The sequence below is a fragment of the Polaromonas sp. genome (genome assembly GCF_049790275.1).
Lineage (GTDB): Bacteria > Pseudomonadota > Gammaproteobacteria > Burkholderiales > Burkholderiaceae_C > Polaromonas.
In genome coordinates this window covers 16,021-37,936 of record NZ_JBAQYR010000140.1, presented here as the reverse complement: position 1 = coordinate 37,936, position 21,916 = coordinate 16,021, and the positions used below count along the sequence as shown (strand labels likewise).

Below are 21,916 nucleotides of genomic sequence, written 5' to 3'. Positions count from 1 at the left end.
CCACCACCGCCGCCGAAGCCGCCGCCAGTGCGTGGGGGACGTGCTTCCATCGGACGCGCTTCGTTGACGACAACGCTACGGCCGCCCAGAGGCTGGCCGTTCATGCCGGCAATAGCTGCCTGGGCTTCGGCATCGCTGCCCATTTCCACAAAGCCAAAGCCCTTGGAGCGACCCGTGTCGCGTTCCATCATGACTTTAGCGCTGGTCACAGCGCCGAATTGGCCGAAAGATTGTTGCAAGTCTTCGTCGCGCACCGAGTAAGGCAGATTGCCGACGTATAGTTTGTTGCCCATGAAGGGACTCCTCTAAAACACAATAACAAAAGCGATGGGGTCCCGAAAGCACAACAAATCTAACGTACCGCTGTAGCGCGCGAAACTGACCGATCACCTAACCTGTGTGGATGTTATCCACACCCGCATATTATGCGTCAGATATACAGATGACAAGCCACCCTTGCCGTCGGCAGACTGGGGCAAACCCGCGCCAGTGCTGATCGAATGGCCTGTTTTGCCCCTGAACGCCTTGCCCGGTGCGGTAAACGCAGTTTCAAGCCCGAGGCGACAGCCCTTCCCTTTTCAGGAGGTTCTTGATTTCACAATTGGAAGAGAAAAGTTTGCGCACACTTTCGGCCGCTGACCTGCTTTCCAGACAGGGGGCAAGAGGGGTAGAGACGGGCAGCGGGTAAATAAACACATATTTACGTTTTAGTTCGCATAACACGCTATTTTTGCAAACCTTGGCGTTTGTTTCGCCTCTCGCGAAGGTTCGAAATACTGCGGCCACGGGCCTTATTCGGGCCGTTTTGCAACGGCGACCGGTATGGCCTCCTCACCGTTTGCGTAGTGGCGCCAGCGGTGCATCGCCAGTCGCATCGTGACCAGCTGGTTTTCAAATTGCGGGCAGGCTTTGCAGGCCAGCAGATGCAGGCGCAACGCCACGGTATCGGACAGGCCCAAGGCGCGGTCCTCCCGTGCCACCAGCAATGCTGCGGCCTGTTTGCAAGTGCGCGTCAGGGGAAGAGACCGGATTTTCATGATGGCCATTCAACGGGTGTGTTGACCAAACCAGTGAATGGCCAGGCATTCGCGCAAACGCAGGCGGGCACGATGAAGCTGGACATACAGGTTGGTCGGCGTGAGTGAGAGTTCCTTACAGACTTCTTCACAGGACAGTTCCAGCCATTCGCGCATGAGGAACAAGCGCCCCAAGGCCGGGGGTAGCCGCTCGACGCAGGCATCGAGGACCTTGAAAAACTGGCTTTGCGCCAGGGTTTGCTGCGGATCACCCCAGTCACCGGGCGGGCTGACGAAGTGGCCGTCGGCCTGGAAAGCGAGCTTGTCCAGTTCATCGGCTTCGTCGTCGGCCCTGTTGTCGGGAAGCGAGACCTCGCGGGCGTGGCTACGGATCAGGTCGATGACCTTGTGCTTGAGAATGCCGACCAGCCAGGTCTTGAGCTGCGAGCGGTTGCCAAATGATTGGGGCTTGGACAGTGCCGCCAGCAGGGTTTCCGAGACGGCGTCTTCCGCCCAGGCATCGTTGCGCAGTTGCAGTCTCGCAAAACGCATGAGGTAGATGCGGTGTTCAACCAGTTGCTCTTCAAAGGTGGCCATGGGTGGCAAGTCTAGCCGCACCGCAGCGTGGGCGTGCGGAAAAAATGCGGACAGGCGCGTAAGGATTCGGGTTGAGCGGCGACCAAGCCATTTGCACTGTAGCTCACCAAGGACACCACCATGGACCTCACTTATCGCGCATCACCACGCGCCAGCGCTCACTGCGTTTCCCGCTCCGGCCGGAAGCGCGCTGGTCTGGCGGTGTTCGCCCTCATCGCGCTGGGGATGGCTGCACCCTCACAGGCGCAAACACCGCCGCCCCCTATCAAGGCGGAAAGTGTTGCCGCAGCACCGCACATCGAAGGCAAAACGGTGGAAGGCAAACCCTTCAGGCTGTCCTCGCTCAAGGGCAAGGTGGTGCTGCTGTTGTACTGGTCCACCGACTGCGCGGTATGCCGCGACAAGATGCCCGAACTTCGCAACAACTACGAGGGCTGGGCCAGCAAGCCTTTCGAAATGGTGGCAATCAGCACCGACAGGCGCATGCAGGACGTGGTGGAGTATGAGCGCATCATTGCGCGCACGGTGCCCACCCGGCAGCGCTTTGTTCAACTCTGGATGGGTGAGAGCAGCTACAGCGACAACCTGGGCAACCATGCCCAGTTGCCGGCGGCTTACCTGATCGACAAGTCGGGAAAAATTGTCGAGCGTTATGTCGGCCGGATTCCGCCCGAGGCCTGGGACCGCATTGCCGATCTGCTGTGACCCGCTGACTCTTCTGGATCTTCTGAAAAAAAAGCTGTAAGAAGGCCGGCGCCTGCCGGACCAAGCTTTAACCAGACGGAAACACTTCTGCGCTGGTTGGAGTTTTTTAACCTGTCCGAATCAACTGGAGATTTTCAAATGAACCAACGCGCCCTGATTGCTGCAGCCGCAGCTTCCCTCTTGTCCACCATGCTGGTTGCCACACCTGCCGTTGCCCAGGAAAAGGAAAAATGCTACGGCATTGCCAAGGCCGGCATGAACGATTGCGCCAACCTGAGCGGCACCCATTCCTGCGCCGGCCAGTCCAAGGTCAGCGATGAAGCCAACGAATGGAAATACGTCGCCAAAGGCACCTGCGCCAGCATGAAAGGCATGACGGCAGACCAGGCCAAGATGATGAAGGGCAAGCCGATGATGGACAAGAAGAGCTGACCGTTCTCTTCGTTCCAGATCTCTGATGACATCCGAACGGGGCGACCAGCCTTTCGACATGGATCGCCTCGTTCCCGCGATGGATTCACCTTCTTTGACCACAGGCATAGGCTGGCGGCATCCGCACTATGCCCAGATGCTCGAGGAACGGCCGACGCTGGACTTCCTCGAAGTCCATTCCGAAAACTTTTTTGCGCAGGGCGGCGCGGCACTGGCCGTGCTGCAGCAGGCCCGCGAGGCCTACCCGGTCAGCCTGCACGGTGTCGGGCTGGCGCTGGGTTCTGCCGCGGGCGTCGATCCCTGGCACCTGGAGCAGCTGGCCGCACTGGTGGCCCGCATTGAGCCCGTCCGGGTTTCCGACCACGCCTCCTTTGCGCGCGGCACATGGGGCGGCACGACGGTGCATGCTGCCGACCTGCTGCCCATCGCTTTTCACCGGCATTCGCTGGATGTGTTGTGCACGAACGTGCAACAGGTGCAGGAACGTCTGAAGCGGCGTCTGCACATCGAAAATCTGTCCGCCTATGTTCAGTTCTCCAGCTCCGACATGAGCGAGGCCGAGTTCCTTGCGGAGCTGGCCAGTCGCACCGGCTGCGGCTTGCTGGTCGACGTGAACAATATTTATGTCAACGCGCTCAATGAATGCATTGCGGGCAACATGGGCGACCCGGTTGCCGCCTGCAGGCATTGGCTGGACCGGATTCCGCCGCGCGCCGTGTCAGAACTGCACGTGGCCGGCCACCGTGATTGCGGGGACATCGTCATTGATGACCATGGCAGCCGCGTATGCGGTGCAGTCTGGCAGATCTACAGCCATGCGCTGGCATGTTTTGGCGGTGCACCGGATGGCCTGGCCACCCTGGTTGAATGGGATACCGACATTCCGGCGCTGCAGGTGTTGCTTGACGAAGCAGCACACGCCCGCGCGCTGCAGCTGCCTGTCGGCGAGAAGGCGATGGCATGAGCCCCGACAGTTTTTCCGAGCAGCAGGCGCTGCTGCAGGCCGTGCTGGGTGCTGGCGATGCGGCGGCACTTTCACCGCATTTGCCCAAAGATGGCGCGATGCGGCAGCGGCTATGGCAGCGCGGCCTGCAGGCTTACCGGGCCAACGGACACGCGCTGGCTGAGCGTGCATTGGCCGCGGCTTACCCGGTACTGGCCGAGCTGATGGGCCTGGAAAATTTTTCGGCGCTGGCGCGCCATTTCTGGACAGAACATCCGCCGCTGCGCGGCGACATGGCTTGCTGGGGTGACGCTCTTGTGGCGTTTGTAGACGCCGCGCCGCAACTGGCCGATGAACCCTACCTGGCGGATGTTGCGCGGCTGGAGTGGTTGATGCACCTGGCGGCGAGCGCAGCGGATGTGGAAACCGACCTGCCCTCATTCGCATTGCTGGCGTCAGGCGAGCCGGCGCCGGTCACGCTTGTCCCGGGAGCCGGCATCGCCTTGCTGGCAAGCTCTTATCCGGTCGCCAGTATTGTCAATGCACACCGGCTGGGCCAGCCGAGCTTGCAGCAGGCGGGCGAGCGTCTGCGCGAGGGCTGCGCCGAACATGCGCTGGTCTGGCGCCAGGGTTTCAGGCCTTGCATGCGCAGCAGCACGGTAGCGGAGCACCAACTGCTGAGCGGGCTGATCGCCGGCGAGCCCCTGGAGGATGTGCTGCAAGCCGCAAGCATGCCGGGTGGCAGCAAAGCACCGGCGTTCGATTTCAATACCTGGCTGGCTGAAGCCGTACAAATCGGCCTGGTCTGCGGTGCGCGTCGAGTGCCAACAACGAAAGGATAAAAATGATGACAACAAACAATCGCCCAGCCTGGCTTGTCCGTGGCCTGGATGCATGGGGTGTATTGGTCCGGTCTCTGGATGCGTTGCAGCCGCTGGCGGCATTGCTGGCACGCCTGTATGTCGCGCAGGTGTTTTTCCTGTCGGGCCTGACCAAGCTGCGCGACTGGGACACCACGGTGGCGCTGTTCACCGACGAATACAAGGTGCCACTTCTGTCGCCGCCTGCCGCGGCCTTCATGGGAACGGCGGGCGAGCTGGTGTTGCCGGTGCTGCTGGTGCTTGGCCTGGCAGGACGTTTCTCTGCGCTCGGCCTGTTTGTGGTCAACGCGGTGGCGGTGATTTCCCTCAGCGAGATCGCGCCTGCAGCTCTGCAGCAGCATGTTTTCTGGGGTTCGCTGCTCGCCGGCCTGGCGATTTACGGCCCGGGTCCGTGGTCGCTGGATCGCTGGTTGGTACCAAAAATCCGGTGACCTGGGCATTCTTGTATAAGAAATCGGGCTCTGTTCCAATAAACATGGGCGCGAGCAGCTATCAATTCAGGAGTCGTTCCGGGCCGGCCGCAACTCATCGCTGATAGAAAACAATAAGGTCTGTCGGTGGGTGCAACCTAACCCATTGTTTTTATTGACATAAGAAATTGGCGAAACCGAAGCGAAAGCCGTCGGGCCTGCAAGCGGTGCTAGGCGGCATTGGATGCCTTGAAATGTAGTCTGTCGAAGCCCGGCAATTCTTAGCGCCGGGCGGTCGCCACTTGTACCCACGACTAGCTTGATCACAAGGTCTTCCCAAAGAAAACGGGCGGCCGAGGCCGCCCGCAATCCGAAGCAGTGCCTCGCGGATCGTGTCGATCCGTCAGTAAGAACTGTTCTGTCAGTGACCTAGCGGGCCAGGAACACAGCCGTCTCCGCCGCGTTGGCGTTCAACGGCGTGCCTTGGATGCAGGGATAGCGGTACGGTTCGAGAGCTGAAAAACAGGCGGATCCGGTAAAAGCCGGACATGGCATCAACTAATGTAAGCCGCCAACTCATCTGGGGTCCCTTCAGGAAACGCCTCCTTGAGAACGTTTAAAAAAGCGGAAACACGAGCGCTCAGCAGGCGACGGGAGGGATAGAGCGCCCATAGCGCAACCTCGGGCCCCGCGACATCGCCCCATTGAACCAGAGTTCCGGCGGCCAGATCGGGGATGACCAGCGACAAGGGAAGGCGCGCCGCACCGACATTCGCACGGACTGCGTCGCGGACCATGAACAGCGACGACAAGCTCAGGACCGGTTGAACCGTCAGGCGTTTCTTCACTCCCTTCTCCGTCAGTTCCCAGACAGCCGTCTGGTCGCCGATTCCGCCTCCCCGCACTACGACTGAAATGGGTGCTCCGCGTGTAGGCCGGCGAAGCTCGGGGTTCGCCACCATCACGATCCGGTCTCTCAGGAAGATTCGGCCCACCAAGCTTTCGTCGGGATCCGGATTCACGCGAATCACCAGGTCGTACCCCTCTTCCACCATGTCCACCGCACGATCTTCTGTCGTGACTTCCAGGCGGATCTCCCGGTATTTCATGGCGAACTGGGCCGCAAGCTTTCCCATCGCGGCTTGCGAGAAGAGCAACGGCGCACTCACCCGCAACCTTCCTCGAGGCTCGTCTCCGCCGGCGGCGATCGCTGCCGTTGCCTCGTCAAGCTCGGCAAGCAGCACGGAGGTCTTCTCGAACAGCGCACGCCCTTCTTCGGTGAGCTTCAGCGCCCGCGCTCCCCTCTCGAAGAGCCGCAGGTTGAGGCCACTCTCCAGGTCGGCCACCCGGCGGGACAGGGTGGCCTTGGGGCGACCTGATTCGCGGGAGGCCCGACCGAAGCCGCCGTGCCGGGCGACAAGCGTGAAGTCAGCAAGTGCTAGTAAGTCCATGTGTTCCACCAGTGAGACAGATGGTCTAAATATAACGGCTATCGGTGATTAAACGAAACGATGAAGATCAAGGCTCTTTCAAACCAAACGGAGTAATTTTCATGACCATCCTTATCACCGGCGCCACCGGCAACGTCGGCCGCCAAGTTGTCCAGCAACTCGTCAACCGGGGCGCAGATGTTCGCGTGCTCGTCCGCGATCCATCAAAGGCTAACTTTCCGGCGAGCGTGAACGTCGTACAGGGTGACCTGCTCGACGTGGACTCCCTGCGCCTCGCCTTCAAAGGCGTGTCCACCCTGTTCCTGCTCAATGCCGTGGTCCCTGATGAATTCACCCAGGCCCTCATCTCGCTCAACCTGGCACGCGAGGCAGGCATTGACCGAATCGTCTACTTGTCGGTGATCCACAGCGACAAGTACCTGAACGTTCCCCACTTCGCCGGCAAGTTCGGCGTCGAGCGGATGCTGGAGCAGATGGGCTTCGGCGCCACCATCCTGCGGCCGGCCTACTTTATGGACAACGAGCACACCATCAAAGACGTGGTGTTGGGCTACGGGGTGTACACCATGCCTATCGGAAGCAAGGGCCTGGCCATGATCGATGCGCGCGACATCGGCGAGATCGCAGCCATCGAACTGCTGCGCCGCGAGCGCGCGTCCGGGCCTCTGCCTCTCGAGCGGATCAACCTGGTCGGTCCCGACACGCTGACCGGCGAGGCTGTCGCCGCTATCTGGTCGACCGTCCTGAATCGCCCCATCACCTATGGAGGCGACGACACCGGCGGCTTCGAGAAGAACCTGCGCAACTTCATGCCGGGCTGGATGGCATATGACATGCGCCTGATGAGCGAACGCTTCCTGACGGAGGGCATGGTTCCCGAAGCTGGCGACGTCGAGCGCCTGACCAAGCTCCTGGGCCGCCCGCTGCGCTCCTACCGCGACTTCGCCGCCGAAATTTCGGCACCGGCCTGAGCGCCGGCGTAAAGCAACCCTGACCCAAGGAAACCATCATGATCTATTCGACCGCCACTGTTCAGGTAAACCCACAAGGCGAGGTGCCGCTCACACGTTCCCAGGCGTGGGCTGGCCTGGTCCTCAAGGCACGCGATGCACGGCTTTTCCTTCCGCCTGGCCTTTGCACTTACTGCGAAGTCGTGGAAGAGAGCAAAACCCACATCGTGCGCGAAGCCACCATCGCCGGCACCGATCTTCGTGAAATCATCGCTTTCGAGCCCGACAGCAAGGTGACGTTCTTCCAGGCCGCCGGCCCGCGCGAGGGCGCGATTGTCAATGAACTCTTCGAAGACGATGCGGGGCAACTTCAGCTTCGCTTTTATTGCTACATCGGCCTTCGCAGCAAAGAGCCGAATGGTCCCGAAGAGCAGGCCGAGCAGGCGCAATTCGACGGCGACAAGGGCTACAAGGCAGCCCTGCTGTCAACACTGAAACGCACGCGCGAACTGCTGGCTCAAGGCAAGCTGTCAGGAGGTGCGCAATGAACCCCGTCAACGCTCTGCATTCCCTTGCACGCCCGAAGATACTGGTGCTCGGCGCAACAGGCGGCACGGGTCGGCTCATCGTGAAGGAAGCCCTCGCACGGGGATTTTCGGTTCGGGTGCTCGCGCGGTCTCCCGCAAAGGCGAGCGGCCTTGAGGGCGCTGAGGTCTTCATCGGTGACGCCCGTGACGAAGCGGCCTTGCGCAAGGCGCTGGAGGGCCGCGATGCCGTCGTGAGCGCCCTGGGCACGCCGGTCAGCCCGTTTAAAGAGGTGACGCTCCTGTCGTCGGCAACAAAGGCGCTGGTGAACGCCATGAAGGCCGCCGGGGTTTCGCGCCTCGTGTGCATCACCGGCATGGGCGCAGGCGACAGTGCCGGCCATGGAGGGTTTGTTTTCGACCGATTGATTCTCCCGGCCCTTTTGCGCAAGGTGTATGCCGACAAGAATCGGCAGGAAGCGATCGTCAGGGAAAGCGGGTTGGACTGGGTGCTGGTGCGTCCTTCGGTCCTGAACGACAAATCCGCCAAGCACGAAATACGGGCCCTCACGGATCTCTCCGGCTTCCACGGCGGGACGATCTCGAGAGCGGATGTTGCGAGCTTCGTCCTGGACCAGGTGCACACCAACACCTGGCTGGGCCGTTCACCTCTGATTACCTGGTGAACGGACCTTCTCACTAACCGGCATTCGATCGCTCTTGATCGCACGCCTATGAAACCAACTCTAGACAAGGAAGTAACCATGAAATCCGCCGCAGCAACAGTAGTCACGACGATCGAAGCATCCCAGGAAAAGACGTTCCTGCACATCGTTCCCATCGACCTCACAACGATCTTCACGGGATTTGGACCGCTCCCATCGGTAACGGGGTCGCTGAACCAAACCGGTCCGTGGGACGCTGCGGGCCGGAGCCGGACCGTGGTCTTCTCCGACGGGAGTTCCGCTCGGGAGACACTTACAAACTACGAGTACCCGAGCCGGTTCGCATACCGCATTACGGACTTCACGGGGGTGCTGCGGTTTCTCGCCAGCGAAGCACGGGGTGAGTGGTGGTTCGAAAGCCTGCCGGGTCGCTCCGCCACAACCGTTCGCTGGCGCTACAAGTTCGTCAGCCGCTCAGCAATCCTGAAGCCGCTGGTCAGCCTTTTCACCCGGAGCTTGTGGCGGGGCTATATGGGTAAAGCGCTGGATCTATCCAAGGCACAGGTGGAAGCTCAGGCATAAGGTTGATTTAGTGTGATCACACGCACCATATCCTCATCGGGATCACAACCTTCCTAAACAGAGTGAGGGTTCAAATTCGATGGTGAACTCGGGGGGCAACTCGAAGTCCGCATGAGCTGCCGCGCAGAGCCTTTATGCCCTTACCGGGCTTTCTCAACCGCCATCATCCGACGGACTGTATTCTCGTCCGACAGACTCTATTGTTGATAGAAAGCCTTACCAGTTGACTTCGCGATCGGGCGTGGAGCCGATGCGGTGAATCGACAGGTCGGCGCCTTCGTATTCTTCTTCCTGGCTCAGGCGCAGCCCCATGGTGGCCCTGATCACGCCGTAGACCGCAAAACCAGCCAGCAGGGCCCAGCCGATGCCCATCGCGGTGCCGATCAGCTGTCCGCCAAGGCTCACGCCACCCAGGCCGCCCAATGCCTTGCTGCCAAAGATACCGGCGGCAATGCCGCCCCAGGCACCACACAGACCGTGCAGTGGCCAGACACCCAGCACATCGTCGATTTTCCAGCGGTTCTGCGTCAGTGTGAACATCACGACAAAAACCGCGCCGGCGACACAGCCGGTGACCAGTGCGCCCAGCGGATGCATCAGGTCCGAACCTGCACACACGGCCACCAGGCCGGCCAGCGGACCGTTGTGCACAAAGCCCGGATCGTTTTTTCCGAGGACCAGCGCAACCAGCGTGCCGCCCACCATGGCCATCAATGAATTGACGGCAACGAGACCGGAAATTTTGTCGATGGTCTGCGCACTCATGACGTTGAAGCCGAACCAGCCCACGGTCAGGATCCACGCGCCCAGCGCCAGAAAGGGAATGTTGGAAGGCGGGTGCGCTGAAATCGCGCCGTCCTTGCGGTAGCGGTTGCTGCGTGCGCCGAGAAGAATCACGGCCGGCAAGGCCAGCCAGCCGCCGACGGCGTGAACCACGATGGAGCCGGCAAAGTCATGGAACTCGGCACCGGTCAATGCCTTGATCCAGCCCTGCACGCCGAAATGCTGGTTCCAGACGATGCCCTCAAAAAACGGATAGACAAAACCGACGATCACGGCGGTAGCCAGCAGCTGCGGATAGAAGCGAGCCCGCTCGGCGATGCCGCCGGAGATGATGGCCGGAATGGCTGCGGCAAAGGTCAGCAAAAAGAAGAACTTGACGAGTTCGTAGCCGTTTTTGGCCGCGAGCTCTTCGGCGCCAACAAAAAAACTGGTGCCATAAGCCACGCCGTAACCGACCACAAAATAGACCACGGTGGACACCGAGAAGTCCACCAAGATCTTGACCAGTGCATTGACTTGGTTTTTCTTGCGGACCGTGCCCAGTTCCAGAAATGCGAAACCGGCATGCATGGCCAACACCATGATGCCGCCCAACAGGATGAACAAGGCATCCGAGCCCTGTTTTAGTGCGTCCATAAGCCCCTCTTCGAATAATTTGATCTGTTTTAGTGCGAAAGCAGATTGCCTAGCGCAACAGCACCAAAATCAAGCAAAAACTGCGCCAGACAGGTGCGCACCAATCTGGGCGTCAGGAAGGCCTTGAAAAAAGAGCGGATGGGACCCGTCGTTAGTTGAACGAAGGCCCGTGACCGGCCGCTCACCGGGCCAATTGACTGGATATCTGCTGACCCTGTTTCTGCTGTGGTCGTCTACGCGATGGATACCGTGCAAGCGGGGGTCGGCCATAAGCTTGATGCCGCCCCATGGCCAGCAGTTGCGGGCGTAGTCCGGCTGTCTGCGCGGTTGAGTTCAGCCCCAATTCAGGAGAATCAAATGGTCAGCAAAAACACGATTTGTCTCTGGTACGACGGCACTGCGCTGGATGCCGCGAAGTTCTACGCCGAGACCTTCCCGGACGGCGCGGTGGGCGCTGTCAATCACGCGCCCGGCGACTATCCCGCGGGCAAGCAGGGCAATGTCCTGACGGTCGAGTTCACGGTGATGGGCATCCCCTGTCTAGGCCTGAACGGCGGCCCGGCGTTCAGGCACAACGAGGCTTTTTCGTTCCAGGTTGCGACTGACAACCAGGCCGAAACGGACCGCTTGTGGAACGCGATTGTCGGGAACGGCGGCCAGGAAAGCGCATGCGGCTGGTGCAAGGACAAATGGGGCCTGTCATGGCAGATCACGCCACGCGCCCTGATGGATGCGATCGCCGATCCTGATCGCGCGGCGGCCAAGCGCGCGTTCGACGCCATGATGGAGATGAAAAAGATCGACATCGCTGCAATCGAAGCGGCCCGGCGCGGCTGACGCTGCCACACCAGCTAAAATAGCTACCTGTCATTGGGGAGTAGCCACCCTGCACTTCTGCATGGGGCTTGCGTCAACAGACTTGTCCGGCCGCACGGCTGGACATGGCGCAAGCGGCTCCAGGTACTGGAACCCAGCGAGACCTTTGACTGCATAGCCTCCGCTTCAGGCCGGGGATGCCGTGCAGTCATGGTTTACCGGCCGGAGTTCCTCATGCAAGCTTTCCTCGTCTCCACGGGCATCGTCGCCCTCGCCGAAATGGGCGACAAGACCCAGCTTCTCGCACTGGTGCTGGCCGCACGCTTTCGCAAACCCTGGCCCATCGTGCTCGGCATTCTTGTCGCCACCCTGGCCAACCACGCCATGGCGGGTGCGCTAGGGGCCTGGATCACCACCGTGATCAGCCCGCAAACCCTGCGCTGGATCCTGGCAGCTTCCTTCATGGCGATGGCGTTCTGGATGCTGATTCCCGACAAGCTCGCTGAAGACGCGGTCGATGGCAAGTTGCCGCGCTTCGGCGTCTTTGGCACCACTGCGCTGCTGTTTTTCCTGGCCGAGATGGGTGACAAAACCCAGATCGCCACGGTGATGCTGGCCGCCCGTTACGACGCCTGGGCCTGGGTGGTGAGCGGCACCACGCTGGGCATGATGCTGGCCAACGCCCCCGTGGTGTGGCTGGGTGCGCGTATCACGCGCCTGGTGCCGCTGCGAGTGGTGCATATTGTTTCGGCCCTGATTTTTGCGGGGCTGGGGCTGGCGGCACTGCTGATCAAAGCCTGACAAGGAGCAGCCCCGTCTGGAACCGGTGGACGTAGTATCTCTTCACCAGCAAGGGCCGCGGGTCCGGCTTCGCCGGCCCGCAGGCGCAGCGGCCTCCACGGGGGGCAGGAAGCTACACGCAGTGAGCGACCGTGGGGGCTAACATTCACGGGGGTATACTTCCTTCAGCGCCGATTTGCTCAGCTTGCGGGCGCTTAAAAAGTACCGCTAAAGACGAACATCCATCACCCGGACTCGCTTTTAGCGATGCCGGGTTTTCTTTTGTTCGCAGTTTTGTTGGGGTCTTCTATTTTGCTAGTTGCCGCACCGCAGTCCATGCATTTTGCCGACGTTTTGCAGTTGCAAAGCGGCGCATCCCTTCATGCCTACAACCTTGCCTATGAGACCTACGGCACGCTCAATGCCGACAAGTCCAACGCGGTGCTGATCTGTCACGCGCTGAACGCCTCCCACCATGTGGCCGGCGTTTACGTGGATGAGCGGGGTGTCGAGCTGCCTAAATCGGAAGGCTGGTGGGACACCATGATCGGCCCCGGCAAGCCGGTGGACACCAACGTATTTTTTGTCATCGGCGTGAACAACCTGGGTTCGTGTTTCGGCTCGACCGGCCCGATGCAGGTCAACCCGGACAGCGGCGAGATCTATGGCGCCGATTTTCCGGTCGTCACCGTGCAGGACTGGGTTCATGCCCAGGCCAGGCTGCTTGATGCGTTGGGCATCCAGACCCTGGCTGCGGTCATGGGCGGCAGCCTGGGCGGCATGCAGGCGTTGAGCTGGACGCTGCAGTACCCGGACCGCGTACGCCATGCGGTGGTGGTGGCGAGCGCTCCCAACCTGACGGCCGAGAACATTGCCTTCAACGAGGTGGCGCGCCGCGCCATCGTGACCGACCCTGACTTTCACGGCGGCCACTTCTACCGCCACGGCGTGTTGCCCCAGCGTGGCCTGCGCATCGCCCGCATGATCGGACACATCACCTATCTCAGCGACGATGTGATGAACGAAAAATTTGGCCGCCAGCTCAGGCAGGCGGTTGTGGAAACCAGGGGTGCGGAGGGCGGTTCTGCCGGGCTACCGGTGCGGGCAGGCACCTACCGGTACAGCACCCAGGACGTCGAGTTCCAGATCGAAAGTTACCTGCGTTACCAGGGCGACAAGTTCAGCGAATACTTCGATGCCAATACCTACCTGCTGATCACGCGGGCACTCGATTATTTCGATCCGGCCGGCGACCATGGCGGCCAGCTCACGAAGGCGCTGGCACCCGCCAAAGCCAGGTTCCTGCTTGTGAGCTTCAAGACCGACTGGCGCTTCTCGCCGGCGCGCAGCCGCGAAATCGTCAAGGCGCTGCTCGACAACCAGCGCGAGGTGAGTTACGCTGAAATCGACGCGCCGCACGGACACGATGCCTTTTTGCTCGATGACCCGCGCTACATGGGTATAGTGCGCTCCTATTTCGAGAGCAAGGTGGCGCCATGCTGAAAACCGCCCCTGCTCTTTCCGCTGACCAGTTGTCGATTGCCCGGCTGGTTCCCCAGGGTTCGCGTGTGCTGGACCTCGGCTGCGGTGACGGCGCCATGCTGGACTACCTGATTCGCGAGCGCGGCTGCACCGGTTACGGCGTGGAGATAGACGACGCCAACATCCAGGCCTGCGTGGCGCGCGGCGTCAATGTCATTCAGCTCAACCTCGATGAAGGCCTGGCCATGTTTGGCGATGCGAGTTTTGACGCGGTGTTGCAGATCGACACCCTGCAGCACCTGCGCAATGCTGAGGTCATGTTGCGCGAAACCGCGCGCGTGGGTCGCACCGGTATCGTCGCCTTTCCCAATTTCGGCCACTGGCCGAACCGGCTGGCTGTTCTGCGTGGTCGCATGCCCGTCACCAAGGTGCTGCCCTACCAGTGGTACGACACGCCGAACATCCGGGTTGGCACGCTGCGCGATTTTGCGGCGCTGGCGCAAAAAAACCACCTGAACATCCTGGACAGTTTTGGCCTGCAGGACGGCCAGGAAATCCGCTTCTGGCCCAATGCGCGCGCCAGCCGGGCAGTGTTCAAGTTCCAGCACGGCTAGGGACGAGTTGGCGGCAGCGCGAAACCGATGCTATTATTTGCGCATCGGGATTTCAGCCTCCCGACTCTTCACAGATAGACGGTGTCCCGTCCAAGCGCTGGCAACTCATTGGAGTATTCCGTGGACACCTCTATCCTTTCCGTTCCTTCCATTTCCCCGCAAGAACTCGCTGCCCGCATGGGCCGCGCTGACATGCCCTTGCTGCTCGATGTCCGCCGCGAAGGCAAATTCCTGGAAAGCTCGCGCATGCTCGCGGGTGCCCGTCGTTGCACACCGGAAGATGTCGCTGCGCTGGCCGCATCCGAACCGGCGCGCGAAGCAGTGGTTTACTGCGTGTATGGCCATAACGTCAGTGCCGATGCCGTCACTGCGTTGCGTGCTGCCGGCTGGGACGCGTACGTCCTGGCTGGGGGTATCGAGGGCGGCGAAGAGGGCGCGGATACGCCGCAGGACATCGCGCTATGGCGTGCCTGCCGGCCGCCCACCGTTCTGAAGCGTCCCGACTGGGGTGTCACCGGCGAACAGCCTTCGCGCTGGGTGACGCGCGAGCGGCCCAAGATAGACCGCATCGCCTGCCCCTGGCTGATACGCCGCTTCATTGATGCACGCGCTGAATTTTTCTATGTGCCGACCGCGCAGGTCTTCAGTGAAGCGGCGCGACTGCACGCCGTGGCCTACGATATTCCGGGCGCACTGGTGTCGCACGAAGGCGAGTGGTGCAGTTTTGATGGCTTGCTTCGCGCGTTCGAAATTGAAGACCCGGCCGTGGACCGCCTGGCCCGCATCGTGCGCGGGGCCGACACGGACCGCCTGGCGCTGGAGCCGCAGTGCGCCGGCTTGCTGGCCTTCTCGCTGGGTTTGTCTCGCCTGCACGCCGACGACCACAGGATGCTGGAAGCCGCCATGCCGCTGTACGACGCCCTTTACGCCTGGTGCGCCAGCGAAGCCAGAGCCGTGTGGCAAGGACAACCGCCCGAAACACACAACTGGAAGCCGGAAACCATGAAAGGTGCTGGCGCATGACGCAGATCACCGATATGCCGAAAGCGGTCAGTTTTCGCGAAGCCTTCCGGTTCTGGCTCAAGCTCGGCTTTATCAGCTTCGGCGGGCCGGCCGGGCAGATTGCCATCATGCACCGGGAGCTGGTCGAGCAGAAACGCTGGATCTCGGAAAAGCGCTTTTTGCATGCGCTCAACTACTGCATGATGCTGCCCGGGCCGGAAGCTCAGCAGCTGGCCACTTACATCGGCTGGCTGATGCACCGGACCTGGGGAGGTGTGGTGGCCGGCGCGCTTTTTGTGCTGCCTTCGCTGGTCATCCTGATTGCGCTGAGCTGGGTGTACGTTGCCTTTGGCGACGTGCCGCTGGTGGCCGGGCTGTTCTACGGCATCAAGCCGGCGGTGGCGGCCATCGTGTTGCAGGCGGTGCACCGCATCGGCAGCAAATCATTGAAAAATCCGGTCAAAGCTCCCGTCCCTTGGGCGGTAACAGCTATCAGTTTCATAGCGATCGCATTCCTGCATGTGCCTTTTCCCTGGGTGGTGCTAGGTGCTGCACTGACCGGCTGGCTCTGCGCGCGTTTTGCGCCGGGACAATTTGCCGCCGGTGGCACGCACGGAAGCTCGGTGGCGGCTCATGTGCCCGCACTGATCGATGACGACACACCCACGCCCGAACACGCGCGTTTCAGCCCTTCGCGGCTGGCCAGGGTGCTGGCCGCCGCCGCTGTGCTCTGGCTCATGCCGATGGGCGTGCTGATGGCTTGGCAGGGCTGGAACGGGGCGCTGACGCAAATGAGCTGGTTTTTCACCAAGGCGGCGCTGCTGACTTTTGGGGGGGCCTACGCGGTGCTGCCTTATGTTTACCAGGGCGCGGTCGAACAGTTCGGCTGGCTCACCGGGCCGCAGATGATCGACGGCCTCGCGCTCGGCGAAACCACGCCCGGACCCTTGATCATGGTCGTGGCCTTTGTGGCTTTTGTCGGCGGCTGGACAAAAGAGGTGCTGGGGCCCGATGCCCTGTTCCAGGGCGCCGCGCTGGCGGCACTGCTGGTGACCTGGTTCACCTTTCTGCCGTCTTTCATCTTCATCCTGGCCGGCGGGCCGGTGGTGGAGTCCACGCACGGCAAGCTTCACTTCACTGCGCCGCTGGCGGCCATCACGGCCGCCGTGGTGGGTGTGATCGCCAGTCTTGCCCTGTTTTTTATAGCGCATGTCCTTTTCCCGGCAGGGGTTTCAGCCGGTTTTTCTTCAAGAATGGAATGGCCGGCGCTTTTCATCATGGTGGCGGCCGGCGTCGCGCTGCTGCGTTACAAGGTGGGTGTGATCCCGGTGATCGCCGCCTGCGCACTGGCTGGCCTGCTGCTGCGTCTGTCCGGACTGGCCTGAGGCCGCACGACGCCGCGTTATGCTCCAGCCATGCAAGGATTCCCGGAAACAAAACCCGCCAGCCCTGCGCTGAAGCTGATGGAGCGCCTGTTCGGCAACTGGGTTCACCAGGTCACAGCGGCCACCCTGCGCGCCGACGCGATGGCCGCTGTACTGGGCGCTGTGCTGGTGTTGCCGCAGGGCATTGCCTTTGCCACGCTGGCCGGGCTGCCGCCCGAATACGGCCTGTATACCGCCATCATCCCCTGCATCATTGCCGCGCTGTTCGGCTCGAGCTGGCATGTGATGTCGGGTCCGACCAACGCCAACTCGCTGGCGCTGTTTGCCATGCTTTCGCCTCTGGCGCTGGCCTTCAGCCCGGTCTACATCCAGATGGCGCTGGCTGTCACGGTGATGGTGGGCGTCATGCAGTGGCTGATCGGCGCGCTGCGGCTGGGCACATTGGCCAATTTCATTTCACCGGCGGCGCTGTTCGGTTTCACTTCGGGCGCGGCAGTGCTGATTGCCATTTATGCCTTGCCCGACCTGCTGGGCCTGCCCGTTGCGGCAGAGCATGGGGCGGCGGCGGTGCTGGTGCATGTGTTCGCCCAGCTCCAGTCCGTGCAGCCGGCGGCACTGGCCGCAGCCGGTGTGACCCTGGCTGCGGCCCTGCTGGTGCGGCGCTGGCGCCGCAACTGGCCCTACATGTTGATCGGCCTGGTGGCTGCAACTGCGCTGGCCTGGGCCTGGACGTCTTACCCGGGCGCGGCGGCCTTGCCGCTTCGCACCATCGGCCAGATCGAAACACCCTGGCCGAAATTTGTCGTTCCGCATGTCAGCTGGGCGGCGCTGCCGGAGTTGCTTGGCCTGGCGTTTGCGCTGACCATTGTGGCGCTGGGGCAGTCGATCTCGATTGCCAAGGCGGTGGCCGCCCGTTCCGGCCAGCGAATTGATGCCAACCGCGAATTCCGCGGCCAGGGCCTGTCCAACATGGTGGGTGGTTTCTTCTCCTCCTACGTGTCCTGCGGTTCACTGAACCGTTCCATGCCGAACCTGGAAGCCGGTGCCCGCACGCCGCTGGCGGCTGTGTTTTCTGCCATCTTGCTGTTGGGCCTTGTGGCTGTCAGTGCGGGTTTGCTGGCGCAGATTCCGATGGCCGCGCTGGCGGCGCTGCTGGTGCTGGTGGCAGTGTCGCTGCTGGACCTCAAGCGCTGGAAGCAGTTGTTCACGCTGAGTCGCACCGAGTTTGGTGTGGCACTCGCCACGCTGGTGGCAACCGTCAGCATCCGGCTGGAAATCGCGATCCTGCTGGGCACGCTGCTGTCGCTGATGTCTTTTCTGTACCGCACGTCCAAACCGGCGATGCGTACCATGGGGTTTGACAGCTGGGCGCCGGACCGCCAGTTTGTGGTGCTGGCCGACAGTGCCCACCCGCTACCGGAGTGCCCACAGCTGAAATTGCTGCGTATGGAAGGCGAGGTGTATTTCGGTGCTACCCAGCATGTGGCCGACACGCTGCACGCGCTGCGCCACAGCCCGCAGCCGCAAAAACACCTGCTGGTGATGGGCAAAAGCATGAACTTCATCGACCTGGCCGGTGCGCAGCTCTGGGAGGCCGAGCTCAATGCGCGTCGTGCCATGGGGGGCGATTTGTACTTCCACCGCCCGCGTCCTGAAGTCATCCAGATGTGGCATACCACGGGCTTCACCCGTTTACTGGGCCCCGAACACCAGTTCCCCGACAAGCGAAGCGCGATCGCCACGATTTTCACGCGCCTGGACCCGGCCATTTGCCGTCAGTGCACCGCGCGCATTTTTGAGGAATGCAAGACGGTGCCAAGGCCTGATCCCGTCGTCGGCGCAGGCGACCCTAGGCCATGGGCTTGAAACCCAGCCGCTGCAGCAAACCCATCGCGGCCGCAGGCGCCCGCTCCTTGGCGCCGCTGATGAAAAACATGAAAACATCGCGCGGTGGGCCGGCCTTGGCTTTCGCTTCCACGCGCGGCAGATCGGCGGGCTCGCCGCCGTCGGCCCAGGTCCGGGCGGCCTGCGCCCAGGCGTCCAGCGCTTTGGGCGCGTAACCGCTGCCCAGCCGGGCCTGGCTGCGCATCAGCCGGGCGTAGACGAAGTCTGCGGTCAGGTCGGCAAACGAAGGGTAGTCGTCCGAGTCGCAGAACACGGTGGCGCATTGGTATTTGCGCGCCAGCTTCAGGTAGTCCGCCGACATGAAGCTGACATGCCGCACGTCCAGCACATGGCGCAGGGCAAGGCCATCCACCTTGCGGGGCAACAGCGCCAGGAAGGCTTCGAAGTCTTCCGCATCGAATACCTTGGTCGGCATGAACTGCCAGACGATGGGCCCGAGCTTGTCGCCGAGTTCGCTGATACCGCTGCCGACAAAACGCTTTATCGACTCGCCCGCTTCAGCGAGCACGCGGCGGTTGGTTGTGAAGCGGCTGGCCTTGAGCGAAAAAACAAAATCGTCGGGTGTTTCGTCACGCCATTTGGCAAAAGTCGGCGGCTTGAAAGTGCTGTAGTAGGTGCCATTGACCTCGATGGCGCTGAGGTGCCGGCTGGCGTAACCCAGCTCCTGGCTGTGCGGCAGGCCCGCGGGATAGAAATTCTTTCGCCAAGGCTCGTAGGTCCAGCCGCCTATGCCGGCGCGAATGCCCAAAGGAGAGGATGTGGATGTTTTCAAGGCAGGGGCTCCTGCAAATAGGGGATGAAGTTTTCGACATGGTCACAGAAAATGTCCTGCCGTGCAGCGACGTTCCAGACGACGCGCTGGCAGGATATCCGCGGCACGGTTACAGTGGCAGTTCAGCCGGACCGTCCCGCTGAACCCCCCCTCTTCCGGAGTTTATTCATGAACGCCCCCCTGAATCGCGAAATTCCCGCCGGCGTGCTCGATGCCGCCCAGGCCCTGTCCCAGATCAGCGCCCAGTGGGACGGCGACATCGTCAGGCAGATCACCGACTACATCACCATCCCGGCGAAGTCGCCGTCCTTTGACGCCGACTGGGCCGGTCACGGCCACATCGAGACCGTGATGCGCAATGCAGCAGCCTGGGTCGAGGCGCAGAAGGTGGAAGGCCTCAAGCTGGAGATCGTGCGCCTGGAAGGCCGTACGCCGGTGCTGTTTTTCGAAGTCCCTGCCACCAAGACCGGTTCCACCGAAACCGTGTTGATGTACGGCCACCTCGACAAGCAGCCCGAGTTCACCGGCTGGCGCAATGACCTCGGCCCCTGGACGCCCAAGTACGAAGACGGCAAGCTGTTCGGTCGCGGCGGTGCCGATGACGGTTACGCGGTGTACGCCAGCATCGCCGCGATCCAGGCGCTTAAAAGCCAGAACGTGCCGCATCCGCGCATCGTCGGCCTCGTGGAAACCTGCGAGGAAAGCGGTTCCTACGACCTGCTGCCTTATGTGGATGCATTGCGCACACGGCTTGGTGACGTGGGCCTGGTGATCTGCCTGGACTCGGGCGCCGGCAACTATGACCAGCTCTGGCTGACGACCTCGTTGCGCGGTATGGCCAGCGGTGTGCTGAAGGTTGAAATCCTCACCGAAGGCGTGCATTCGGGCGATGCCAGCGGCCTGGTGCCCTCGAGCTTTCGCATCATGCGCCAGGTGCTGGACCGGCTGGAGGACAGCAAGACCGGGCACCTGTTGCCGCAGAGCTTTCACTGCGAGATTCCCGCCGAACGGCTGGCGCAGGCCAAGGCCACGGCGGCGATCCTCGGCGACCAGATCTACAAGCGTTTCCCGTGGGCGCACTATGACTGCAGCGGGGCAACGACCTTTGCCCTGCCCACCACGACCGACCCGGTCGAGGCGCTGCTGAACCGCACCTGGAAGCCGACACTGAGCGTGACCGGTGCCGACGGTTTCCCCGAGATGGGCAACGCCGGCAACGTGTTGCGCCCCTACACCGCCTTCAAGCTCTCGTTGCGCCTGCCGCCGCTGGTGGATGCTGCCGGCGCGGTGCAGGAACTCAAAACCCTGCTGGAAGACAACGCGCCCTACCAGGCGAAAGTGACCTTTGAAAGTGCCGGCGGCGCCACGGGCTGGAACGCCCCCAGCACCTCGCCCTGGTTCGACCAGGCGCTCAACGAAGCCTCCCAGGCTTTTTACGGGGCGCCTTGCGGCACCATCGGCCAGGGCGGCACGATTCCACTGATGAACATGCTGAGCCAGGGTTTCCCGAAGGCGCAGATGATGGTCTGCGGCGTGCTGGGGCCCAGGAGCAATGCGCATGGTCCCAACGAGTTCCTGCATGTGCCCTACGCCAAAAAAATCACGGCGGCGGTGGCACATGTCATCGCCCGCATGCCCTGAGCCGCGCCAGCGCATGGACAGCCTGATGCTGGCGCCGTTCACGGCTCGCGACGGTGAGAACCTCGCGCTGTATGAGTGGCCCATGGAAGCCTGGCAGGCGGACGAGGCCCTGCCGCCGCGAGCGGTGGTGCTGATTGTTCACGGCCTGGGTGAACACGCGAGCCGTTATGACCACGTGGCGCGGCAGCTGCTCGACTGGGGTTTTGCGGTGCGTGCGTACGACCAGCGTGGTCACGGCGAGTCGGGCGGCGCGCGCGGTGGCTTGTCCAGCGACGCCCTGTTGCTTGAAGACCTGGCCGAAGTGGTGGACGACACCCGTTCGCGTTCGGCGCGTTTGCCGCGCGCGAACGGTGCCGGGGAGGCGGGACCCCTGCCGCTGATTTTGCTGGGCCACAGCCTGGGTGGCCTGGTGGCCGGCCGCTTTGTCTCGCTCAAACTGCGACCGGTGGATGGCCTGGTGATGTCCTCGCCAGCATTGGACCCCGGCCTCAATGCGATCCAGAAACTCCTGCTGGCCACCCTGCCGGCGATTGCGCCCAACCTCCGGGTCAATAACGGTGTCAAACCCGAGTTCATTTCACATGACCCGCAAGTGGTCCGCAGGTACCAGGCCGATCCGCTGGTGCATGCCAAGATTTCTGCACGGCTGGCCAGATTCATTGCGACCGCGGGCCCGGCGACCGTGGCTGCTGCATCGACCTGGACCACACCCACCCTGCTGATGTACGCCGGGGCTGACAGGCTGGTCAACCCGGCCGGCAGCCGCGCTTTTGCCGAGGCGGCGGCGGCGGGCAACGGTGCCGCCCAGGTCGTCACGGTGCGCTGTTTTGACGAGCTTTACCACGAGATCTTCAACGAGGTCGATGCGGCGCCGGTGTTTGCCAGCCTGAAGTCCTGGCTGGACGCCAGGTTCTAGGGAAATGTGCCTCCGACCCGTATGGGAC

Annotated in this window: 24 protein-coding genes and 1 riboswitch; of the genes, 18 read left to right on the top strand and 6 right to left on the bottom strand. The window is 62.2% G+C overall.

The features are described from left to right. The 3 genes from WA904_RS19365 to WA904_RS19355 form a co-directional block, all read right to left on the bottom strand. Window positions 1-293: RNA recognition motif domain-containing protein (locus WA904_RS19365; protein ID WP_077595119.1), on the bottom strand; the 293-nt coding region annotated here is incomplete at its 3' end. A gap of 498 nt (window positions 294-791) precedes the next feature. Beyond that, a complete protein-coding gene (locus WA904_RS19360) occupies window positions 792-1,037 on the bottom strand; it encodes a zf-HC2 domain-containing protein (protein ID WP_425198761.1) in 246 nt (81 codons plus the stop codon). 9 nt (window positions 1,038-1,046) lie between these two features. After that, the gene (locus WA904_RS19355) at window positions 1,047-1,613 is read right to left on the bottom strand and encodes a sigma-70 family RNA polymerase sigma factor (protein WP_425198760.1); all 567 of its coding nucleotides are present in this window, start codon (window positions 1,611-1,613) and stop codon (window positions 1,047-1,049) included. Window positions 1,614-1,733: 120 nt separating this feature from the next. On the opposite strand from WA904_RS19355, the gene WA904_RS19350 reads away from it, so the two are divergent. From WA904_RS19350 to WA904_RS19330, 5 genes are all read left to right on the top strand, one after another. Continuing rightward, a complete protein-coding gene (locus WA904_RS19350) occupies window positions 1,734-2,318 on the top strand; it encodes a peroxiredoxin family protein (protein ID WP_425198759.1) in 585 nt (194 codons plus the stop codon). A 138-nt stretch (window positions 2,319-2,456) separates the two neighbouring features. Beyond that, window positions 2,457-2,750: a DUF2282 domain-containing protein gene (locus tag WA904_RS19345; RefSeq protein ID WP_425198758.1), complete on the top strand. Its 294-nt coding sequence runs from the start codon at window positions 2,457-2,459 to the stop codon at window positions 2,748-2,750. 25 nt (window positions 2,751-2,775) lie between these two features. Beyond that, the gene (locus tag WA904_RS19340) at window positions 2,776-3,714 is read left to right on the top strand and encodes a DUF692 domain-containing protein (RefSeq protein WP_425198757.1); all 939 of its coding nucleotides are present in this window, start codon (window positions 2,776-2,778) and stop codon (window positions 3,712-3,714) included. Continuing rightward, window positions 3,711-4,535, top strand: coding sequence for a putative DNA-binding domain-containing protein (locus WA904_RS19335; protein ID WP_425198756.1), 825 nt, complete (start codon window positions 3,711-3,713; stop codon window positions 4,533-4,535). Before WA904_RS19340 ends, WA904_RS19335 begins: the two co-directional genes overlap by 4 nt. 5 nt (window positions 4,536-4,540) lie before the next feature. Beyond that, entirely contained in the window at window positions 4,541-5,005 is a 465-nt protein-coding gene (locus WA904_RS19330; RefSeq protein ID WP_425198755.1) for a DoxX family protein, read from the top strand. A 533-nt stretch (window positions 5,006-5,538) separates the two neighbouring features. On the opposite strand, the gene WA904_RS19325 is transcribed toward WA904_RS19330, so the two are convergent. Then, window positions 5,539-6,435: a LysR family transcriptional regulator gene (locus WA904_RS19325; protein ID WP_425198754.1), complete on the bottom strand. Its 897-nt coding sequence runs from the start codon at window positions 6,433-6,435 to the stop codon at window positions 5,539-5,541. Between the two features lie 101 nt (window positions 6,436-6,536). Here WA904_RS19325 and WA904_RS19320 point away from each other — a divergent pair, with 101 nt between their 5' ends. The 4 genes from WA904_RS19320 (at window position 6,537) to WA904_RS19305 (ending at window position 9,156) form a co-directional block, all read left to right on the top strand. Then, window positions 6,537-7,406, top strand: a complete 870-nt coding sequence (locus WA904_RS19320; protein ID WP_425198753.1) for an SDR family oxidoreductase — start codon at window positions 6,537-6,539, stop codon at window positions 7,404-7,406. A gap of 38 nt (window positions 7,407-7,444) precedes the next feature. Beyond that, entirely contained in the window at window positions 7,445-7,933 is a 489-nt protein-coding gene (locus WA904_RS19315) for an AtaL-like protein (protein WP_425198752.1), read from the top strand. Next, window positions 7,930-8,595, top strand: coding sequence for an NAD(P)-dependent oxidoreductase (locus tag WA904_RS19310; protein ID WP_425198751.1), 666 nt, complete (start codon window positions 7,930-7,932; stop codon window positions 8,593-8,595). The genes WA904_RS19315 and WA904_RS19310 overlap by 4 nt, the downstream gene beginning before the upstream one ends. A gap of 78 nt (window positions 8,596-8,673) precedes the next feature. Beyond that, entirely contained in the window at window positions 8,674-9,156 is a 483-nt protein-coding gene (locus tag WA904_RS19305) for an SRPBCC family protein (RefSeq protein ID WP_425198750.1), read from the top strand. A 216-nt stretch (window positions 9,157-9,372) separates the two neighbouring features. Here WA904_RS19305 and WA904_RS19300 read toward each other — a convergent pair whose 3' ends face one another. Beyond that, a complete protein-coding gene (locus WA904_RS19300) occupies window positions 9,373-10,575 on the bottom strand; it encodes an ammonium transporter (RefSeq protein ID WP_425198749.1) in 1,203 nt (400 codons plus the stop codon). 357 nt (window positions 10,576-10,932) lie between these two features. Here WA904_RS19300 and WA904_RS19295 point away from each other — a divergent pair, with 357 nt between their 5' ends. From WA904_RS19295 to WA904_RS19265, 7 genes are all read left to right on the top strand, one after another. After that, window positions 10,933-11,412, top strand: coding sequence for a VOC family protein (locus WA904_RS19295; protein ID WP_425198748.1), 480 nt, complete (start codon window positions 10,933-10,935; stop codon window positions 11,410-11,412). Window positions 11,413-11,435: 23 nt separating this feature from the next. Next, window positions 11,436-11,622, top strand: a riboswitch (yybP-ykoY riboswitch). A 3-nt stretch (window positions 11,623-11,625) separates the two neighbouring features. Beyond that, window positions 11,626-12,192 carry a TMEM165/GDT1 family protein gene (locus tag WA904_RS19290; protein ID WP_425198747.1) on the top strand — a complete coding sequence of 189 codons (567 nt, stop codon included), beginning with the start codon at window positions 11,626-11,628 and terminating at the stop codon, window positions 12,190-12,192. A gap of 315 nt (window positions 12,193-12,507) precedes the next feature. Further along, a complete protein-coding gene (metX, locus tag WA904_RS19285) occupies window positions 12,508-13,674 on the top strand; it encodes a homoserine O-succinyltransferase MetX (protein ID WP_425198746.1) in 1,167 nt (388 codons plus the stop codon). Then, complete coding sequence (gene metW, locus WA904_RS19280) at window positions 13,668-14,267, top strand: methionine biosynthesis protein MetW (protein ID WP_425198745.1); 600 nt, start codon at window positions 13,668-13,670, stop codon at window positions 14,265-14,267. Before metX ends, metW begins: the two co-directional genes overlap by 7 nt. 120 nt (window positions 14,268-14,387) lie before the next feature. Beyond that, window positions 14,388-15,290, top strand: coding sequence for a chromate resistance protein ChrB domain-containing protein (locus WA904_RS19275; protein ID WP_425198744.1), 903 nt, complete (start codon window positions 14,388-14,390; stop codon window positions 15,288-15,290). Further along, window positions 15,287-16,654 (top strand): chromate efflux transporter, encoded by a 1,368-nt coding sequence (chrA, locus tag WA904_RS19270; RefSeq protein WP_425198743.1) that lies wholly within the window; start codon window positions 15,287-15,289, stop codon window positions 16,652-16,654. The genes WA904_RS19275 and chrA overlap by 4 nt, the downstream gene beginning before the upstream one ends. Before the next feature lie 30 nt (window positions 16,655-16,684). After that, window positions 16,685-18,520, top strand: a complete 1,836-nt coding sequence (locus tag WA904_RS19265) for a SulP family inorganic anion transporter (protein WP_425198742.1) — start codon at window positions 16,685-16,687, stop codon at window positions 18,518-18,520. Here WA904_RS19265 and WA904_RS19260 read toward each other — a convergent pair. After that, complete coding sequence (locus WA904_RS19260) at window positions 18,504-19,331, bottom strand: DUF72 domain-containing protein (protein WP_425198741.1); 828 nt, start codon at window positions 19,329-19,331, stop codon at window positions 18,504-18,506. The two genes, WA904_RS19265 and WA904_RS19260, sit on opposite strands and share 17 nt — an antisense overlap. 168 nt (window positions 19,332-19,499) lie before the next feature. Between WA904_RS19260 and WA904_RS19255 the strand changes: the two genes are divergently transcribed. Together WA904_RS19255 and WA904_RS19250 are read left to right on the top strand one after the other, a co-directional pair. Continuing rightward, window positions 19,500-20,972 (top strand): M20 family metallopeptidase, encoded by a 1,473-nt coding sequence (locus WA904_RS19255; RefSeq protein WP_425198740.1) that lies wholly within the window; start codon window positions 19,500-19,502, stop codon window positions 20,970-20,972. Then, window positions 20,950-21,888 carry a lysophospholipase gene (locus WA904_RS19250; protein ID WP_425198739.1) on the top strand — a complete coding sequence of 313 codons (939 nt, stop codon included), beginning with the start codon at window positions 20,950-20,952 and terminating at the stop codon, window positions 21,886-21,888. The genes WA904_RS19255 and WA904_RS19250 overlap by 23 nt, the downstream gene beginning before the upstream one ends. Window positions 21,889-21,916 lie beyond the last annotated feature (28 nt).